Source organism: Bacillus fungorum, from assembly GCF_002746455.1.
Taxonomy (GTDB): Bacteria; Bacillota; Bacilli; order Bacillales; family Bacillaceae_G; genus Bacillus_A; species Bacillus_A fungorum.
In genome coordinates this window covers 356,129-372,677 of record NZ_NWUW01000001.1, presented here as the reverse complement: position 1 = coordinate 372,677, position 16,549 = coordinate 356,129, and the positions used below count along the sequence as shown (strand labels likewise).

At 33.7% G+C, this 16,549-nt stretch carries 19 protein-coding genes; 4 read left to right on the top strand and 15 right to left on the bottom strand.

The window, feature by feature from the left end; genetic code table 11:
• Window positions 1–57: 57 nt before the first annotated feature.
• The 9 genes from CO726_RS02210 to CO726_RS02170 form a co-directional block, all read right to left on the bottom strand.
• Complete coding sequence (locus CO726_RS02210; RefSeq protein WP_029438058.1) at window positions 58–924, bottom strand: hypothetical protein; 867 nt, start codon at window positions 922–924, stop codon at window positions 58–60.
• 254 nt (window positions 925–1,178) lie between these two features.
• A complete protein-coding gene (locus CO726_RS02205) occupies window positions 1,179–2,309 on the bottom strand; it encodes an N-acetyldiaminopimelate deacetylase (RefSeq protein WP_099683165.1) in 1,131 nt (376 codons plus the stop codon).
• Window positions 2,310–2,371: 62 nt separating this feature from the next.
• A complete protein-coding gene (gene dapD / locus CO726_RS02200; protein ID WP_098758636.1) occupies window positions 2,372–3,094 on the bottom strand; it encodes a 2,3,4,5-tetrahydropyridine-2,6-dicarboxylate N-acetyltransferase in 723 nt (240 codons plus the stop codon).
• A gap of 71 nt (window positions 3,095–3,165) precedes the next feature.
• Window positions 3,166–4,050 carry a transcriptional regulator CcpC gene (locus CO726_RS02195; protein WP_098758635.1) on the bottom strand — a complete coding sequence of 295 codons (885 nt, stop codon included), beginning with the start codon at window positions 4,048–4,050 and terminating at the stop codon, window positions 3,166–3,168.
• Between the two features lie 141 nt (window positions 4,051–4,191).
• Window positions 4,192–4,635 carry a cyclic-di-AMP-binding protein CbpB gene (gene cbpB / locus CO726_RS02190; RefSeq protein ID WP_098952810.1) on the bottom strand — a complete coding sequence of 148 codons (444 nt, stop codon included), beginning with the start codon at window positions 4,633–4,635 and terminating at the stop codon, window positions 4,192–4,194.
• 168 nt (window positions 4,636–4,803) lie between these two features.
• Window positions 4,804–4,995: an antirepressor AbbA gene (gene abbA / locus CO726_RS02185; protein WP_000817794.1), complete on the bottom strand. Its 192-nt coding sequence runs from the start codon at window positions 4,993–4,995 to the stop codon at window positions 4,804–4,806.
• A gap of 107 nt (window positions 4,996–5,102) precedes the next feature.
• A complete protein-coding gene (locus tag CO726_RS02180) occupies window positions 5,103–5,621 on the bottom strand; it encodes a ribonuclease H-like YkuK family protein (protein ID WP_098344965.1) in 519 nt (172 codons plus the stop codon).
• 74 nt (window positions 5,622–5,695) lie between these two features.
• Entirely contained in the window at window positions 5,696–5,845 is a 150-nt protein-coding gene (locus tag CO726_RS31645; protein WP_099683164.1) for a hypothetical protein, read from the bottom strand.
• A 216-nt stretch (window positions 5,846–6,061) separates the two neighbouring features.
• The gene (locus tag CO726_RS02170) at window positions 6,062–6,298 is read right to left on the bottom strand and encodes a YkuJ family protein (protein WP_000055151.1); all 237 of its coding nucleotides are present in this window, start codon (window positions 6,296–6,298) and stop codon (window positions 6,062–6,064) included.
• 233 nt (window positions 6,299–6,531) lie between these two features.
• Here CO726_RS02170 and CO726_RS02165 point away from each other — a divergent pair, with 233 nt between their 5' ends.
• Window positions 6,532–6,768 carry a glutaredoxin family protein gene (locus tag CO726_RS02165; RefSeq protein ID WP_000717880.1) on the top strand — a complete coding sequence of 79 codons (237 nt, stop codon included), beginning with the start codon at window positions 6,532–6,534 and terminating at the stop codon, window positions 6,766–6,768.
• 112 nt (window positions 6,769–6,880) lie between these two features.
• Here CO726_RS02165 and CO726_RS02160 read toward each other — a convergent pair whose 3' ends face one another.
• The 3 genes from CO726_RS02160 to fadH all read right to left on the bottom strand — a co-directional run bounded on the left by CO726_RS02160 (window position 6,881) and on the right by fadH (window position 9,788).
• Window positions 6,881–7,369, bottom strand: a complete 489-nt coding sequence (locus tag CO726_RS02160; protein ID WP_099683163.1) for a DUF3993 domain-containing protein — start codon at window positions 7,367–7,369, stop codon at window positions 6,881–6,883.
• Window positions 7,370–7,551: 182 nt separating this feature from the next.
• A complete protein-coding gene (locus CO726_RS02155) occupies window positions 7,552–8,769 on the bottom strand; it encodes an EAL domain-containing protein (RefSeq protein ID WP_087958528.1) in 1,218 nt (405 codons plus the stop codon).
• Window positions 8,770–9,023: 254 nt separating this feature from the next.
• Window positions 9,024–9,788: a 2,4-dienoyl-CoA reductase gene (fadH, locus tag CO726_RS02150; RefSeq protein WP_000660902.1), complete on the bottom strand. Its 765-nt coding sequence runs from the start codon at window positions 9,786–9,788 to the stop codon at window positions 9,024–9,026.
• Window positions 9,789–10,031: 243 nt separating this feature from the next.
• Between fadH and CO726_RS02145 the strand changes: the two genes are divergently transcribed.
• Both CO726_RS02145 and CO726_RS02140 read left to right on the top strand, forming a co-directional pair.
• Window positions 10,032–10,889 (top strand): metallophosphoesterase, encoded by an 858-nt coding sequence (locus tag CO726_RS02145; protein WP_099683162.1) that lies wholly within the window; start codon window positions 10,032–10,034, stop codon window positions 10,887–10,889.
• 97 nt (window positions 10,890–10,986) lie between these two features.
• Entirely contained in the window at window positions 10,987–11,232 is a 246-nt protein-coding gene (locus CO726_RS02140; protein ID WP_099683161.1) for a hypothetical protein, read from the top strand.
• Window positions 11,233–11,405: 173 nt separating this feature from the next.
• Here CO726_RS02140 and CO726_RS02130 read toward each other — a convergent pair whose 3' ends face one another.
• Both CO726_RS02130 and ppx read right to left on the bottom strand, forming a co-directional pair.
• Entirely contained in the window at window positions 11,406–13,514 is a 2,109-nt protein-coding gene (locus CO726_RS02130; protein ID WP_099683160.1) for a polyphosphate kinase, read from the bottom strand.
• A gap of 108 nt (window positions 13,515–13,622) precedes the next feature.
• The gene (ppx, locus tag CO726_RS02125; protein WP_099683159.1) at window positions 13,623–15,161 is read right to left on the bottom strand and encodes an exopolyphosphatase; all 1,539 of its coding nucleotides are present in this window, start codon (window positions 15,159–15,161) and stop codon (window positions 13,623–13,625) included.
• Between the two features lie 177 nt (window positions 15,162–15,338).
• Between ppx and CO726_RS02120 the strand changes: the two genes are divergently transcribed.
• Window positions 15,339–15,797: a YkyB family protein gene (locus CO726_RS02120; RefSeq protein ID WP_000804864.1), complete on the top strand. Its 459-nt coding sequence runs from the start codon at window positions 15,339–15,341 to the stop codon at window positions 15,795–15,797.
• A gap of 31 nt (window positions 15,798–15,828) precedes the next feature.
• Here CO726_RS02120 and CO726_RS02115 read toward each other — a convergent pair whose 3' ends face one another.
• Window positions 15,829–16,491, bottom strand: coding sequence for a YkyA family protein (locus tag CO726_RS02115; RefSeq protein ID WP_099683158.1), 663 nt, complete (start codon window positions 16,489–16,491; stop codon window positions 15,829–15,831).
• Window positions 16,492–16,549 lie beyond the last annotated feature (58 nt).

Below are 16,549 nucleotides of genomic sequence, written 5' to 3'. Positions count from 1 at the left end.
CTATGTATTTTTATTGTAACATACTTTAGATTTACTACAAAAACCTGTATATCTTTCTTATTTTTGTTTTTGCATATAAAAATACTGTTGTAAATAAAATGCGATACTAAAAATTAACATACCAAATACAAATATATTCCCAAATGAACTAAATGTTTCAAAAACGAATAATAACGTTTCTTGTCCGAAGAAAGCAAATAATAGTTGTGTAAATGCGAATAACAATGCCAGTATATAATGATGTTGATGGAATAAATAATGCGTTGCACCTAAAAAAGCGATAAACGAAAGAATGAAAATCCACCAATTTTCTAAAAACAGTTGCCAATTAGTAAATTGATACCCATTTACTAATATCGCAATAATCCCTATAACCGCCATCGTTGGCACGCTCCAAAATAATGCTCGTCCTCTAAAGAAGCGAGTTCCTTTAACATCACCTTTTTCATGCGCAATGTATGTTAGTACTACCGTACTTATGTATAAAACTGAAAGAATTGTTAAAACGATAATGAGCCAAAAATGTAATTGATAATACTCATGCTCTATGTTTGTCACGATAGCCGCTAACATACAGGGGATTAACATTCCAGTCCAACCATCTACTTTTCTTTCATTCCAAAACACTGTGTTACCAATCCGTATTCCTAACAACATAAAAATAATGATACCTAGTACAAATAATGTCGTTTTATTCCCTACCAAACTCGTTGAGAAAGCAATTAATCCAATAAATAAAAAGAGCACAAACCCATTCATAATTTCTAATACAGGGGATAAATATCTCTTCACCCATTTATATGTTTCGTCATATTCATGATTATCTACTAGACGGTAGGCATAAAAACTTATCCCAAAATACACCGCCGCAATAATAACATACGCATATAAGACGAAACACAACATTGCACTGCTAATTTGCACGTAATTCCCCACCCTTTTTTCTATGTTTCACCTTGATTTTACACACTTTCCACATGAAATGTAAACATATATAAGCTAGTTAGCTAATCATCTTCTCAATAAGCGATAATGAATAATGAGCAGCGGCTCAAAACCACTGCTCATTACTTTATCCATTTGTATGCCAATGTCTATCCAAAGCAAATATGAAAGTTGTTTTCGCCCTGGAACTAACAAGTACCCATTTTAAATTTTTGCAAAGTTGGTGAACAAGTTCACTTTCTAGTTCCTTTCCACTTCACATATTGATCTAAAAATACGATAGCTTTCTCAATAGCCTCTTCATCTGGTTTTAATTTTGCGTGGTGTAAACCATATTCTGAATTTACTCCAAGCCAAAACATAAATCCAGGAATCTCTTGAAGCATATAACCAAAATCTTCACCTGTCATCGCCTCAGTACATGTAATTACATTCATATCAGTTTCTTCACTTACAAATTGCATAAACTCTCTCGTTAATGCTTCATGGTTATATACTTGATGATACATCGCTCCGTAGTCAATAACCGCCTCACATTGGAAGGAAGCTTCTATACCTGCAACAATTGCCTCAATCCTACTTTTAACACGACTCATTGATTCCACTGATAACGTTCGGATCGTTCCTTCTAACCGAGACTTTTCTGCTATGATATTTTGAACTGTACCACCTGTTATTTTTCCGATTGTAATTACTGCACTATCAAGAGGATTCACATTACGACTTATAACGGATTGAAGTTGTGTCACAAGATGACTTGCTGCAACAATCATATCATTTGCAGTATGCGGGTAGGCTGCATGTCCACCTTTCCCTTTTAAATCGACATATAACTCTGATGTATTCGCAAATAATAGCCCCTCTTTTGTTGCAATTGTTCCTACAGCATATTCAGGTGCAATATGAAGACCAAGAATTATATTCGGCTTCCATTCTTTTAACTCTTCACTCTCTAACATAGGAAGAGCCCCTCCTGGCCCTTCTTCAGCTGGTTGGAATAGAAACACAAGGTCATCATCTATTCTTTCTGTTACAGCTGCTGTTAGAAGGCCTAAACCGATTGTTGTATGCACATCGTGTCCACATGCATGCATCATTCCTTCATGAATAGAAGCAAATTCATATCCAGTTTCTTCTGTAATTGGTAAACCATCTATATCTGCACGATAACCTATAATTTTTTCTGGATTTTTTCCATTTACTTTAACAATGACACCCGTTTTCCATACTTTCACTTCCACATGTTCATTCGAAAGCGTTCCTATGTAATCTAAAATATACTGTTGTGTTTTCCACTCTTTAAATCCAATTTCCGGTATTTTGTGTAAGTCTCTACGAATTTGAACGAATTTGCTCACTGCCATTTTTGCACCTCTATCTATAAAAAGCGTAAGAGCCCGTTTATGCCCTTACGCTTTTTTTGTTTTTATTTCTCTGGGTTTAATTGACGAAGCTCTTGTTTAATTTCAGTTTTTGCTTTTGTCTTCTCATCAATCTCTTTAATTACACGCGCTGGAGTACCCGCAACAACTGTATATGGAGGTACATCTTCTGTTACAACAGCTCCCGCTGCTACAACTGCACCTTTACCTACTGTAACTCCCTCTAACACAACTACGTTAGCACCAATTACAACATCGTCTTCAACGATAACTGGTTTTGCTGAAGGCGGCTCAATAACACCTGCAAGTACTGCACCCGCACCTACGTGACAGTTCTTACCAACAGTTGCACGTCCACCAAGTACCGCGTTCATGTCGATCATAGAACCTTCACCAATTACAGCACCGATATTAATTGTTGCATTCATCATAATAACAGCGTTGTCGCCGATTTCAACGTGGTCACGAATAATAGCGCCTGGCTCAATACGAGCTTTAATACCTTTTAAATCAAGCATTGGAATTGCAGAATTACGACGGTCATTTTCAACAACATAATCAACAATGTGCTTGCTATTTTCATCAAGAATTGTCTTAATTTCAGACCATTCTCCAAATAATACACCAGACTTTTTATTTACAAATGCTTGTACCGTTTCAGGGAATGTTACTTCTTTTAAATCCCCTTTTATGTATACCTTTACAGGAGTTTTCTTTTCACTTTTTTGAATAAACGAAATAATCTCGTTAGCGTCCACCATTTTCATTCTTGTTGCCTCCTAAATCCATTTATAATGTTACTCTACCAAACGATAGAGCGAGTAGCAAGATAATAATCCTATTTTTCCATTTGAATTTCTTCTATAATTTCTAAAAATGCTTGTACTTGCTTTAATTGTCTGGCTGATTCACTCGTCAATAACCATGTTTCTCTCGTTAATTGAACAGGTGTTTCATACATATTTTCCTGTACTTCTTTTAAAACAGTAGAAGGTAAAAGAGCATAGCCTATACCATTTAAAACGAGTTGTTTGCAAGTCTCAATTTGATCAACGACAATTGTTCGCTTAGGTGGATTAGAAAATAAACCATACCACCAATTTTGTATTTGTCCATAATAAGTCGAATCACTTTTAAATTGAATAAATGGTCTATTTGTTTCCTTTAACATCGAAATATCTTTTATTTCTTTATCCACTAAATAAAGTTCATCTTCAAATAATTGTTGCTTCTGGCCTTTATATTCTTGTGATCCTCTCAGTATAGCAACATGAACGTCTCCTTCATAAAATTGCTTTTGCACTTCACTACTCCAGCCAGTAAACAGCGATATCTTCACAGAAGGATACTTTTGCACAAACTTCTTCAAAACAGGAGGAAGCCAATATTGACCAATAACTGATGCAACAGCTATTTTTAATGTTCCGTGCGTTTCTGTTCTAAAAACAGCTAGCTCACTTTTAATATCCTCTTCCCTTTGTAACATTTCTTTTGCATAATTTGCGACTTTTTCCCCTTCAGGTGTAATTGTCAATCCTTTTTGTGAACGAATAAAAAACTTCATTCCCCATTGTTTCTCCATAGATTGTAATCGTTGACTAAGCGCAGGTTGTGAAACAAATAAACGTTCCGCCGCTTTTCTCATATTTGATTCCTGAGCTAACACAACCATCATTTGAAAATCATCAATTTGCAACTTTCTCCCTCTTTCCTTAGCTTCCATACACCTTATCTCAATAAGCTTTTCATCCTTAATTTAACTACATACTCTTATATTTTTTATCTTTTTAAATATAATACATACACAACTGATATGCACGAAAAAAAGTGACTTCTCCGTTTCTATGAAGTCACTTTTCTCACATTATCGATTATACTGCCTTACTTTTTTATTCAACAATTTTAAAATTGCTCGACGTGTTAAAATCCCCTCAAAATATCCCTCTTCATTAACAGCGCAAATAAAAGGATGATCAATTGTCATTTCTAAAGCTTTCGCAAATGAATCTTCTAACTTAAGAACCGGAATGTCTTCCTTCATCACCTGTTCTACTTTCATTTCGTCAAGTCTTTCAAACTCAATGCGTTCTAGCCCTAACATACCGTCTAAAATCATAGCAGTACTAATTAACCCGTGCAATTTATACATCGGGTCCAAAACAGGTATCGCCGAATATCCAGATTTCACAAGAACGAGCAAAGCATGCTCTAAACCATTCCCTATTTGGACATGTGCTACTTTTTCTGATGAAATGATTAAATCTTTCACAAAAATTTGTTGAAACTCGTCTTTCGGAATACTAATCATGTTACATCCCCCATTTTCCCTTTTTCCTGCTTATAATTACCGGCTCTATTCATATTTTATGACAGCGTTTTCACATTATTATTTTGTCCTTACATTATTTCAATAAAAACAAAATTACACAGTTATTTTAGCATACAACACAAAAAAAGACTACCATTTCGGTAGCGCTTAATACCCTTTATTTTTTAATCTGTAAAATAACCTTGTAATTTTTTTATATTGCATCACATCTGTCTTTTTTAAACCATTCTCAATATCTGTAAGTTCCACAGCTAAAATTTCACTCGCATAATTTTGCTGAAATAAAATATCTAGTAACAAACTTTCCTCTTCTTCCGTTAAAACAAATTCCCTTTTCATATACCCCTCTCCTTATACTCGCATCGTTACTCTTATTATATAAAATTTCCAGCCTATTTAATAGATGTAATATTCAGTTTTTTGCGAAGGATATATAAAAATTATTTTTATTTCGTATATCGATTTGCATAACTAAACGCTGCATAAGCATCCGGCTTAATTTTCGCTGTTAATCCCATCGCTTGAATTTTCGCTGTCATATCTAGAATAAATTCTTTTGTTAAACCATCATTTCCGATATCCAAGTGAATTTCCATTATAAATCCAGCCCCATCTTGCGCATATGGATGCAATAAATCCCATATTGTTTGTATATGATTTGGAGTAAATAGGCATGCGATTTCTTGACTAAATTGCGTCTCTAAATATATTTTCTCACGTAAAGTTGCTGGCTTATCTTTTACTGATTTATGGTGTAAACACCCCCAGGCGCCTTTTCCAACGCGATGAATATGAATTGCCGTAATAAACCTCGTATCCTTTTGATGCGCTTGTGAGTCTGTCCCAATGGATAAACGATATAAATTTCGTGGATCCTTTTCAATGAAATTACAAATACGGGTAAAGACCATATCAAAATTTAAATGTCTCTCTGAAACATTATAAAATTTATGTTCACCGGCCACATAGTCACGTCCTTTCAATTAGACAGACTTTTCGTATTCTCATTGTATGGGACAAAAACAAAAATTATAACTTCCTACCCTTTATTCGTTTCAATATTCCGAATTACATAATGGCAAACTGGGCACGTATAAATTACATTTTGATTAGATTGAGCCGTTAATACATGAATAATCTCCGCAGCATTGTGACAATTAGGACAAATCACCACTGGTAAACGTTCCATACAACACACCCCCTCATGATTTTCATCCCACCATTTACTATACGTAAACACCCAATTGGTGATGGCTAATAAGCAGTATAGGACGAAGATTCTCCACTAATTACAATTTCACTTTATTACCATTGTAGGAAAAATGAAAAATCCCTATACATATATACTAAAAAGTAATAGAACTAAAAAAGGTGCTGCCATATGGCAGCACCTTTTTTATATGTATCAAGAAATGATATCGTAAATCTCAATTGCAACCATGTCGATATTATCGAATTGATACACTTGAGGTTTTTCACCTTGTTGATACACTTCTAACTCATACATTTCACTTTTATCGAAAAATTTCACGCTACATTTGCGCTCACCGTTCACTTCAAAATAGCGTTGTGCTACTTCACCGCTTTCAGCTTGTTCTTGTAGACTAACAAGTCGAGTTAAAATTCCTTGGAGTAGAGACATGAAATCTCTCCTTTCTCTGATCTTCCTACCAATAGGTTTTACAGCTATACTCATTCTATCCGTCATAACAGAAAAAATGTTCCACACTCTAGGATAAAGGTTATTGGCCAGAAACTCAACTAAAAATTTGTCGAAATACGAAGGAAAAAACAGAAAGAACATCTTTTCCCTTCTTTATTGCGATTTTTATACTGGAAGAATATAATAAAAAACAGAAAAGAGGAGGAAATACAATGAAAAAAATTGAGGTTTACACACAACCTGATTGTCCGCCATGTGTCATTGTGAAAGAATTTTTAAAGCATAATAACGTTGTATATGAAGAGTTTGACGTAAAAAAAGACGCCGCTGCACGCAATCGTCTGTTATATGACTATGATTCTTATTCAACTCCAACGGTTGTAATTGATGGAGAAGTTGTTGCTGGTTTTCAAATTGAAAAATTACAACAGCTACTCAATATAGAATAGGAATAGGTAAAGACCTATTCCTATTTTTATCCCGCTATTTTCAGGAAGTAAACACCCGATTTGGGCGGCTAATAATCAGCGGGAGATGCCCCCCACTGATTAAAGTTTCACTTTATAATTGTTGTAATCTTTTTATTTCAGTTAAAAGTTCTTGGCTTTCATGATAACCGGCCAATTTCCATTTTCCTTGATCTTTTTGCAATGTTACTATTTGATATTGCCCACTTTTTGCCCGCTCATATACATATAAAATTTTATGCTCTTCATCATATGACATTTTCGTTTCTGAATTAAACGAAAACGGTGCTTCTTTTGCTGGAAGTAGATATTCCCCACTTTGTTTATCACTTCTACTATTTTCATCTGTAAATACTTGAAGGAAGTTCTCTGTAAAATATGGTGATAACGTTTCTATCATTTTATTCATCGGCAAATGCTTCCCACGAATTGAAAATTGGGTTTCATAACCCTTTTGGATCGTTGTAAACACTTCTTTCCGATCGACTTTCACTTCCTCTTTTCCTAAAACAGTTGTAACACTATAACCAACTAGAAAGGCAACGCATACAAATAGCACTAACCATATTCCATATTTCCTCATTTTTTCACCTTCCTTTTAAGAAAACTTGTCTTTGTAGTATTCATTGTAACAATGATTATGCAAAGAAAGGGCTTGTTTCGTTCGTAAAATCTTTACAACGATAGACAGCATTTTCATCACCATTTTCACTATTACCAATTTATGATAAAAACAAACAAAAAATGCACGAATCTCTTCGTGCATTAAAATAAAACATCTTCTTCATATAAATATTCATACGATAAATCTATAAATAAAAAGTTTTCATCATCAATTGGGAAAGAAAATGTTCGTACCATCTCACCGGTTTCAATATCAGCATATAAATCTGAAAGTCTTGCCTTATTCTCAAAACGCATTTTCATGATGTTTTCTAGAAAATACGGACGCCAACTCCAGTTCTTCATATAATACTCAGGCATCACAATCCATTCCCCATCTTTTTTCATAACGTTTCCTGATTGTTGGAAACCATCTTCGTTACAAATAAATATACGAAAACTACACTGTGATACACTTTGACTAAATTGTAATAACCAATCATTTATATCTTCATTCTTTTTCTGTTTGGCTAGAACATCACCAATTCGATCACGTAACATTTCTGTTAAATTATAAATCTTTTGTAACTTCTTCTTCTCATGTTGAATAAATTGATGACACTCATTACCAAGTCGTTCTTTCAAAACGTTCGTTTCAATAAAATCAGGTAAGCATTCTTTCAAATAATTCCCTTGATAGTATCTACCACCGTTTTTCCAAGCATATTGTAGTTGATAAAAAGCATCTATTTCTTCATATAACAATGTCGCACCAATTCTTCTAGCAAGTAATGATAAAGAATATAAAATATCTTGATAAGATTGTAAAAGTGCAGTTTGTCTTAAGTTTGTTAAATCTACCTTTAAAATATCCGGTGCTAACACGCTAATACGTTCTAAATTACTTGTACCTGTTCCGACTTTATTAATCGAAATTTGAATACCATATGTACGATAATACATAAGCAAATGATTAAATTGCTCTATATCTTCTTTACATTCATGTTCTGTAATCTCTAAAACAATGTGTTTCAAATTTAAACCTTGTTTTTCATACATCAATAAAAGTTGAAGCAAACTTTCATCATCATCGTTCATTAATACGTTAGCATTCCGATGTATAAATAATAATAGTTTTTGATCACTTTCTAAATAACGGTTTAAAGCTTTTTCTACTATAATGTTATCCGCTTCCAGTTGAAACTCACTTGGAATAGAATCATCATGAAAGAAAGACGCTAAACTTTGTATGCCCTCTTCTGTTTGAATACGTCCTACTACTTCATATCCAATTACAGTATGCTCATCAGCACTAAAAATAGCTTGATAATAAGGAAGGACTTTATCTAAGTTACTCATTACATCTAATGCATCTATCAACGTGCTTCCCTCCCTTTACTTTTCAAAATTATAACATGATATTTACGGAAAAATAATAAAAAATCCCTTCAGTTTTCCTGAAGGGATTAGAGGGGTAAAATGCTAAGGGGAATTAGCAATTCTACTATGAAGAAAAAAGAGGTCTTAAATATAACGTATATATGACCTCTTGTAAACACTTTTCTTTCATATGTCACAATTCCGTCACATTTAACCGTAAAAAAATAAATCAAATATTCATTTTCTCATCCCTTTTAAAATGGATATTGATGTAAATGTTGTCCTCCATCCATTGTCATGCAAGTTCCGTTTATGTATGCAGCCTCATCTGAACATAAATAATAAGCTAGACCTGCAATCTCTTCTGGCGTACCTAGTCTTCCAAGCGGAACACTTTGTATCGTACGCTTAGCCATTTCTTCTGAAATCCATAATTTATCAGCACCGCCCGTACGTTCAATTGGTCCTGGCGCGATAGCGTTAACTCGTATTCCATATTTACGTCCCCACTCAACAGCGAGTGTCTTCGTCATTGCTAATACTCCAGCCTTCGCTGCAGCCGAATGAATAACTCCTGGACCTGCATCCCATGCATATGTTGCTACCATGTTAATGATATTCCCTTTTATACCTTTTTCAATCCAATATTTTCCGACAGCCTGGCTACAGTAAAATGTACCATTTAACACAATATTAATTACGGAATTCCAGCCATTCACGGATAAATCTTCTGCTGGACAAATAAAGTTTCCAGCTGCATTATTTATTAAAATATCAATTCGTCCAAACTTCTCATCAATCTGTTCAATCATTTTCTGAATATCATCCGTATTTCTCACATCCATTTGTACAGGTAATATTTGCCCTGGAAATTGTTCAATTTCCAGCTTTGCTTCCTCTAATTTTTCCTTTGTACGTCCTGTAATAACAACTCGTGCCCCTTCTTTTGCAAAACGAGTTGCCATTCCTTTTCCCATTCCGCTCGATCCACCTGTTATAATAACTACCTTTTCTTTCACATACATCCCCTCCAAAAAATGAATACACATTCATTTTATCATTTTATTTAATAGAAATCTTTATATTTTTAAATTTTTCTGATATTTTAACATAAAGAGGTTTCTTTTCATTCATTTTTCCTTAATCTATACTACTTTTTTATTATTTAAAATATATTTTAAATAAACTGAAAGGAGATTTGGGTAACCTGTAAATAGAACGAACATATGTGATATAAGTCAAATAGGTATACTCATATTTTTATGAAGAAAATTACAAGAAGAGATTTTTTAAAAACTGGAATCCGCACTTGTCTATATTCACTTATAACCACTAGCATCGGATACTATTACGCTAAATATATTGAGCCACATTTAATCTCTTTTACAGAGCATACACTTAAATCACAACTCATCCCAAAAAGTTTTCACGGTATGAAGATTCTTCAATTTAGCGATTTACATCTCGGATACTATTTCTCTCTTCACCATTTATCTCAAATCGTTTCTAAAATTAATGCTGCAAATCCCGACATTGTTCTTTTTACTGGCGATCTCATTGATAATTATCAAACATATACTGACACTCCTTTCGTTGCATCCATTTTAAAAAATATACAAGCACCTTTCGGTAAATTTTCTATTTATGGTAACCATGATCACGGCGGATATGGAACAGAATACTACGAACATATCATGCGTGAATCTGGATTTGAACTATTACTAAATAGTGAAAAGAGAATCCGTCTACTGGATAATAGTGAAATTTCCATTTTCGGTCTTGATGATATACTATTAGGCAAACCAAAAATAGAGGAGACACTACAACACGCGAGGCAAAACACTTATAACATTGTTCTTGCTCACGAGCCAGATATTGCACCGCAAATTGCTAACTATCCAGTTAACTTACAACTTTCTGGTCATAGCCATGGCGGCCAAGTACAAATTCCTTTTTTAGGTGCTATTATTACTCCATCACTTGCTAAAAACTATGTTGAAGGTTTCTATACAATTCAAGATTTAGCTCTCTATGTCAATCGAGGTCTTGGAAGAACACGTGTCCCATTCCGATTTATGTCAAAACCTGAAATTACGATTTTCAAGCTCCAACATTCGTAATAATCCGCCTAATTTCTTACATATCCTTTCTTGTACGCGCTCATCCACGTTTCATTTACCATATGATAAAAGTGAGTCCAATAAAGGAGGTTTGTTCATGTATCCATATTATCAACCAATCCCAGTCCGTTCAGCACCTATTGGTCCAGTAGGCGACTCACGCTTCTTTCCGTTTTTTGGCGTTCCATTTCTGGCTGGCATTGCTGGTGGACTGCTCGGTGGAGCATTAGCTTTCGGTCCTAGACCATATTATCCACCATATCCACCATATCCACCACCTTTCCCACCGCCAACACCTTATCCTTGTTATGGTGGACCTTGTCAACAACCATACTATTATTAATGTACCGCAACAATTCTACCAATGTTATTCCCTTTCTTAACCGATTCATGACCCATTAACACGCTTACAATAAAAACTATTCTCTCTACACATCCTTCTATTTAGAGAACGTATAATAAGTAGAGAACAAAGTAAAAAACCTCTTTTTTAAGAGGTTTTTTACTTTGTTCTCATTATTCAGCATCTGTGTTTTGATACGCCATCTTAAACAACTTCACTTGGCTATCAATTTCTTCTGTACTACTATTAATAACATAGTAGTAGTCACCAGATTTATTCTGTTCACGTGTTTTCACATTATCAGCTAATGTAAGTTGTAAAATCGCCTTAATTCTCGCCTTCATTTCAATATCTAATATCGGGAAAGATATTTCTACTCGCTTCTCCATATTCCGCGTCATCCAATCAGCTGAAGATAAGTATATTTTCTCTTCTCCATTATGATGGAAATAATAAATTCGGCTATGTTCTAAATACCTCCCGACAACACTAACTACCCGAATATTTTCACTTACATTTGGAATGCCAGGTCTTAAACAACATGTTCCTCGAACGATGAGCTCTACCTTTACTCCAGCTTGTGATGCTTCATACATTTTTTTTATTAATGGTTTATCTGTTAATGAATTCATCTTAGCGATAATATATCCATTTCCATATTGCCTATGATAACGGATCTCTTCATCTATTAAATCCATAAATTGCTCTCTTATATCAAATGGCGCAACCGATAAATGATGAAAATGTGGCTTTGTTGTGTAACCACTCAAATAATTAAAGAAATTTGTTGCATCAACCCCAAAGTCTTTTCGTGATGTAATATACCCGAAATCAGTATATAACTTTGCTGTTGCATCATTATAATTTCCAGTCCCAAGATGTACGAACCTTTCAATTTTTCCGTTTTTTCTTCGTACAACTAGCGTAATTTTACTATGTGTTTTCAAGTGACTTACACCGTAAATAACATGACAGCCCGCCTGTTCTAATTCTTTAGCCCAATGCACATTATTTTCTTCATCAAACCTTGCCTTTAATTCGACTAATACTGTCACTTGCTTTCCTTTTTCAGCCGCTATCTTTAGCGCCTGAATAATCGGCGAATCCCCACTTACTCGATATAACGTTTGTTTAATCGCAAGTACATTCGGATCGTCTGCCGCATCACGGACAAAATCAACTACTGGCTGAAACGATTCAAAAGGATGATGTAATAAAATATCATGCTCAATCGCTTTTTCAAATACATCTTCCGCATCACCTAAGTCTTGAGGACGTTGCGGAATAAGAGCCGGATATACTAGATGTTCATATAAAGGAGCTAGCTTTTTATATAAAGAAAATAGACATGTTAAATCTAACGGTCCATCCATTATATACACATCTTCATCTTTTACTTCCAACACCTCATATAATAATGCTAATACTCTTTCATCAATATGCTCTTTGCCAACTTCTAAACGTACAGCAGCTCCCCACTTACGCTTTTTCAATTCTTTTTCAATCACCTTTAATAAATCCCTCGCACCTTCTTCATGAATTGTTAAATCTGCATTGCGTGTAATACGGAAACGAGTAACAGATGATACTTTATATCCTGTAAATAATTTATGAGTAAAACCACTAATTACATCTTCTAATAAAATGAATTTATGCTTCTGCCCTTCACTCGGTAAAAATATGAAACGTTCGAGTAATGAAGGAACTTGTACAATTCCTAACTTCGTACGGTTTTCTTCCTCCACTTGTTTCTCATCATATAAAAGAGTAGCTAGATTTAAACTTTTATTTAATAACATCGGAAATGGACGATATGCATCGATAGCTACAGGTGTTAAGACTGGGAAAATTTGCTCATCAAAATACTCTTCTATAAATTCTCTCTGTTCTTTCGTTAAATCAAGGAATGTTAAACGCTCAATCCCCTCTAGATCCAGCGCTGGCAACACATAATTTTTAAACGTATCATATTGTACAGTCATTAATTCATGGGTCTTTATCGTAATTTTATTTAATTGTTTTTTTGGTGTTAAGCCAGCCTTATTCTCTGGTTGGTTAAAACCGGCACTCACTTGATCCTTCAATCCTGCCACGCGTACCATAAAAAATTCATCTAAATTTGAGCTGAAAATGCTAATAAACTTTAACCTTTCCAAGAGCGGATTCGTTTCATCCTGTGCTTCTTGTAGTACACGTTCATTAAATGCTAACCAACTTAATTCTCTATTATTGTAATAAGCTGTATCATTTAAATTTACTGTATTCCCCTTCAATAATTCCATCCTCTTCACACTTCCCCTTGAAACTTTTTTACTATAATTTAGTTACTTTCATTTTAACAAATTACAATATTCCAAAGTGTTAATTTTTTGTAAAGACATCCGTACAACTTAACATTTTGATTCGAAGGATAAGTTAATAGTCGTTTTCAATACTCTTTCCAACTGTTTTTTTTGCTTTTCAGCTTGCACTTTTTCCGCTAATGCCGATTGCTCACATACAATTTTAAATGTTAATCCTTCTTTACTTTCTGTTATAGATATCGATTCAACAAGCGATCTTTGTCTTATATTTAGAGCTGCTGAAAATTGTAAAACAGCCCCTAATAGGCGAATTTTTTTTTGTTCGTTTTTATCAAACCATCCTTCAAATGGAGACAAATGTTGTTTGAATAACATTTTTGATTTATAAGACGCAATAAGCGCTAATCTAACTCGCTCTTTATGCATCATACCATCAATTGTTTTATTCGCTAATAAATAAAACGTATGTAAGCGGCTCGCTTCTTCGTCTATATATTTACCTATATTAAATACTTTCGCTGCTTGATGGAATACTTTCCAGTCTTGTACTGACATAGAAATCAGTCCTGTTTCTTCAAGCTGTTGACAAATCAATCTTCCATGTTTAATAAGCTGCATTACAAATTCCATATCCATTTCATATTCATGTGATAATAAATACAAACTTTCTTCAACTACGTTCGGATAATATGAAATCCCCAAATCTTTTGTCAACTCTTCATAGAAAACACCTTCTCGTAACCCTTTTCTACTTAATACAAATGCTGGTGCCTCTATCACATTAACAAGCGTATGAAATACTTCGACTGCTGGAATAATTGTATCTGCTCGATCTTTTGCCAATCCTTCCAATTTTTGAAGTTCTATGAACGACAATGCTTCCAATTCCTCTTTCACATTTTTAATATCTTCTTCTTTCATCTTGTATAAATGTACCCCTGCTATAGGATAACAAATTAAATTTTGATGAATTTTTACTAAGTTCCTCGCACTACCACCAATTGCAATAAGAGGCAATTTCTTATCAATTAACCATGGTAATGTTCGAAATTGATGTTCTAAGTACGTTTGAATCTTTTCCAACTCTTCTTCAGTAGGTATATCCTCTTTAATAAATTGTTGCTTTAAAGAAAGTGCTCCAAAAGGAAAGCTATGATACTCTAAAATCTCTCTATTACGAAAGTATGTAACTTCTGTACTCCCTCCACCAATATCTACTGTAATTCCTTCAGAGAACGAAGTTGAATTCATAACTGCTAAATAGCCGTAACGTGCTTCTTCATATTCTGATAATACTCTAAGAGTAAAGTCTGTTTGTCCTTCAACAAGTTTTTTAATTGCCTCTTGGTTCTCGGCCTGTCTAATTGTCGCTGTTGCAACACAAAGTACATGATGCAACTGATGGAATCGTGTACTTTCTTGAAATTGAAATAATGTTTGTAACAATACTTCTATTCCTTCTTGAATTAACATACCATCGACTAAGTAATTTCTTAACCGAGCGACCACTTTCGTATTTTCAATCTCTTTATAAAAACCTCCGTTTTGCTTTTCATAAATAACTAAACGCATTGTATTAGAGCCAATATCTATAATGGCGTATTGTTGTTTTAATATTTCTTTCAAACTTCTCACTCTTTCATTATCAAATTTCTAAAACACATTCTATTACTATTATACAAAATAGTTGTTTTTTGTAACAATATTGCTTTAATATTGAAAATATATACAATCATTTTTTGCATATAATAAAAACCTATTTTATTTATGGTATAATAATGAAAAATTGAAAGGAGATTCAATATGAAACCTTCACAACCACAATCTCAATTACAAAACCAACATTCTATTAATCGACTAGCTCAATCTATTTTCGTTGTGAATCGTCATGCTAAAGCCGCAACTAATCCTAAGTATTTATACTGGTTAAAAAAAACAGCTTTAGAACGTTTAATTGCTGAAAAAAAAGCTATTAAAGAAGGATTACATTTTTCTAGAAATCCACGTTTTAGCCAACAACAATCTGATGTTCTTATACGTTTAGGCGATTATTTTTTCCATATCCCTCCTACGAAAGAAGATTTTCGAATCCTACCACATCTTGGTCACCTTGAATCCTCCTATCGAAACCCGAAAACAACCTTATCTTTAACAGTAGCAAAAAAAACACTTCAAGATTATATTGGTCCTGAAGCACTAAAACAAGAAAAAAAATTAAGTGAACCTGTCCCATGGTATAGTCGTACTTATACAAAAAAATAAAACAGTTTGGCCAAGTGTAGGCCAAACTGTTTTATTTTTTCTCTTCTTTAATTTTAATATTTGCTTGTTTATAAAAAGCTATTTTTTCTGTATTATAAGATTTCGTGAATTCATTAAACTTATCTTTTTCTGATTCAATATCCTTATAAGATTGATTTACTACTTTTACTTTTTCACTTATATCTTTTAATTTTGTACCTTTATCTTGTAACATTGTATATAATTCTTTTTCTTGTTTTAACGATTTATTATAGCTATCATACATCTTGTTAAATGAATCGTGTCGTTTCTCATATGTGCTTTTCACTTTATCCGCTTGATCTTTTAATTTCTTATCTTCAATTTTCTTCACATATTTATCTGCTGATGTCACTTCTTCTTGTGCCTTATTTAAAGATTCTTTTTCTTTTTTTAGCACTTTTTCTCGTTCATCTGTATTTTTCACTGCTTGATTCAATTTTTCCTTAACAGTTTGATTATTATCTTTTCCTTCTTGCACAATCTGGTTATATAATTCTTGTCCCTCTTTCTCTAAAGTTTCAAGTTTCTTTGCATCTTCAAACATTGTTTTTTCTTGCTTTGCAGCATTTTCAAACGCTACATATAATTCCTCTTCTGGTTTCGGTCCGAAACAACCGGCTAGTAAAATCATTGATAATGCAGTTACAATTGCTAATTTACTATATTTCAACATCTTTTTCCTCCTACTTATATACGATCATCGTGTAAAAAGCTATGAAATTATATATCCT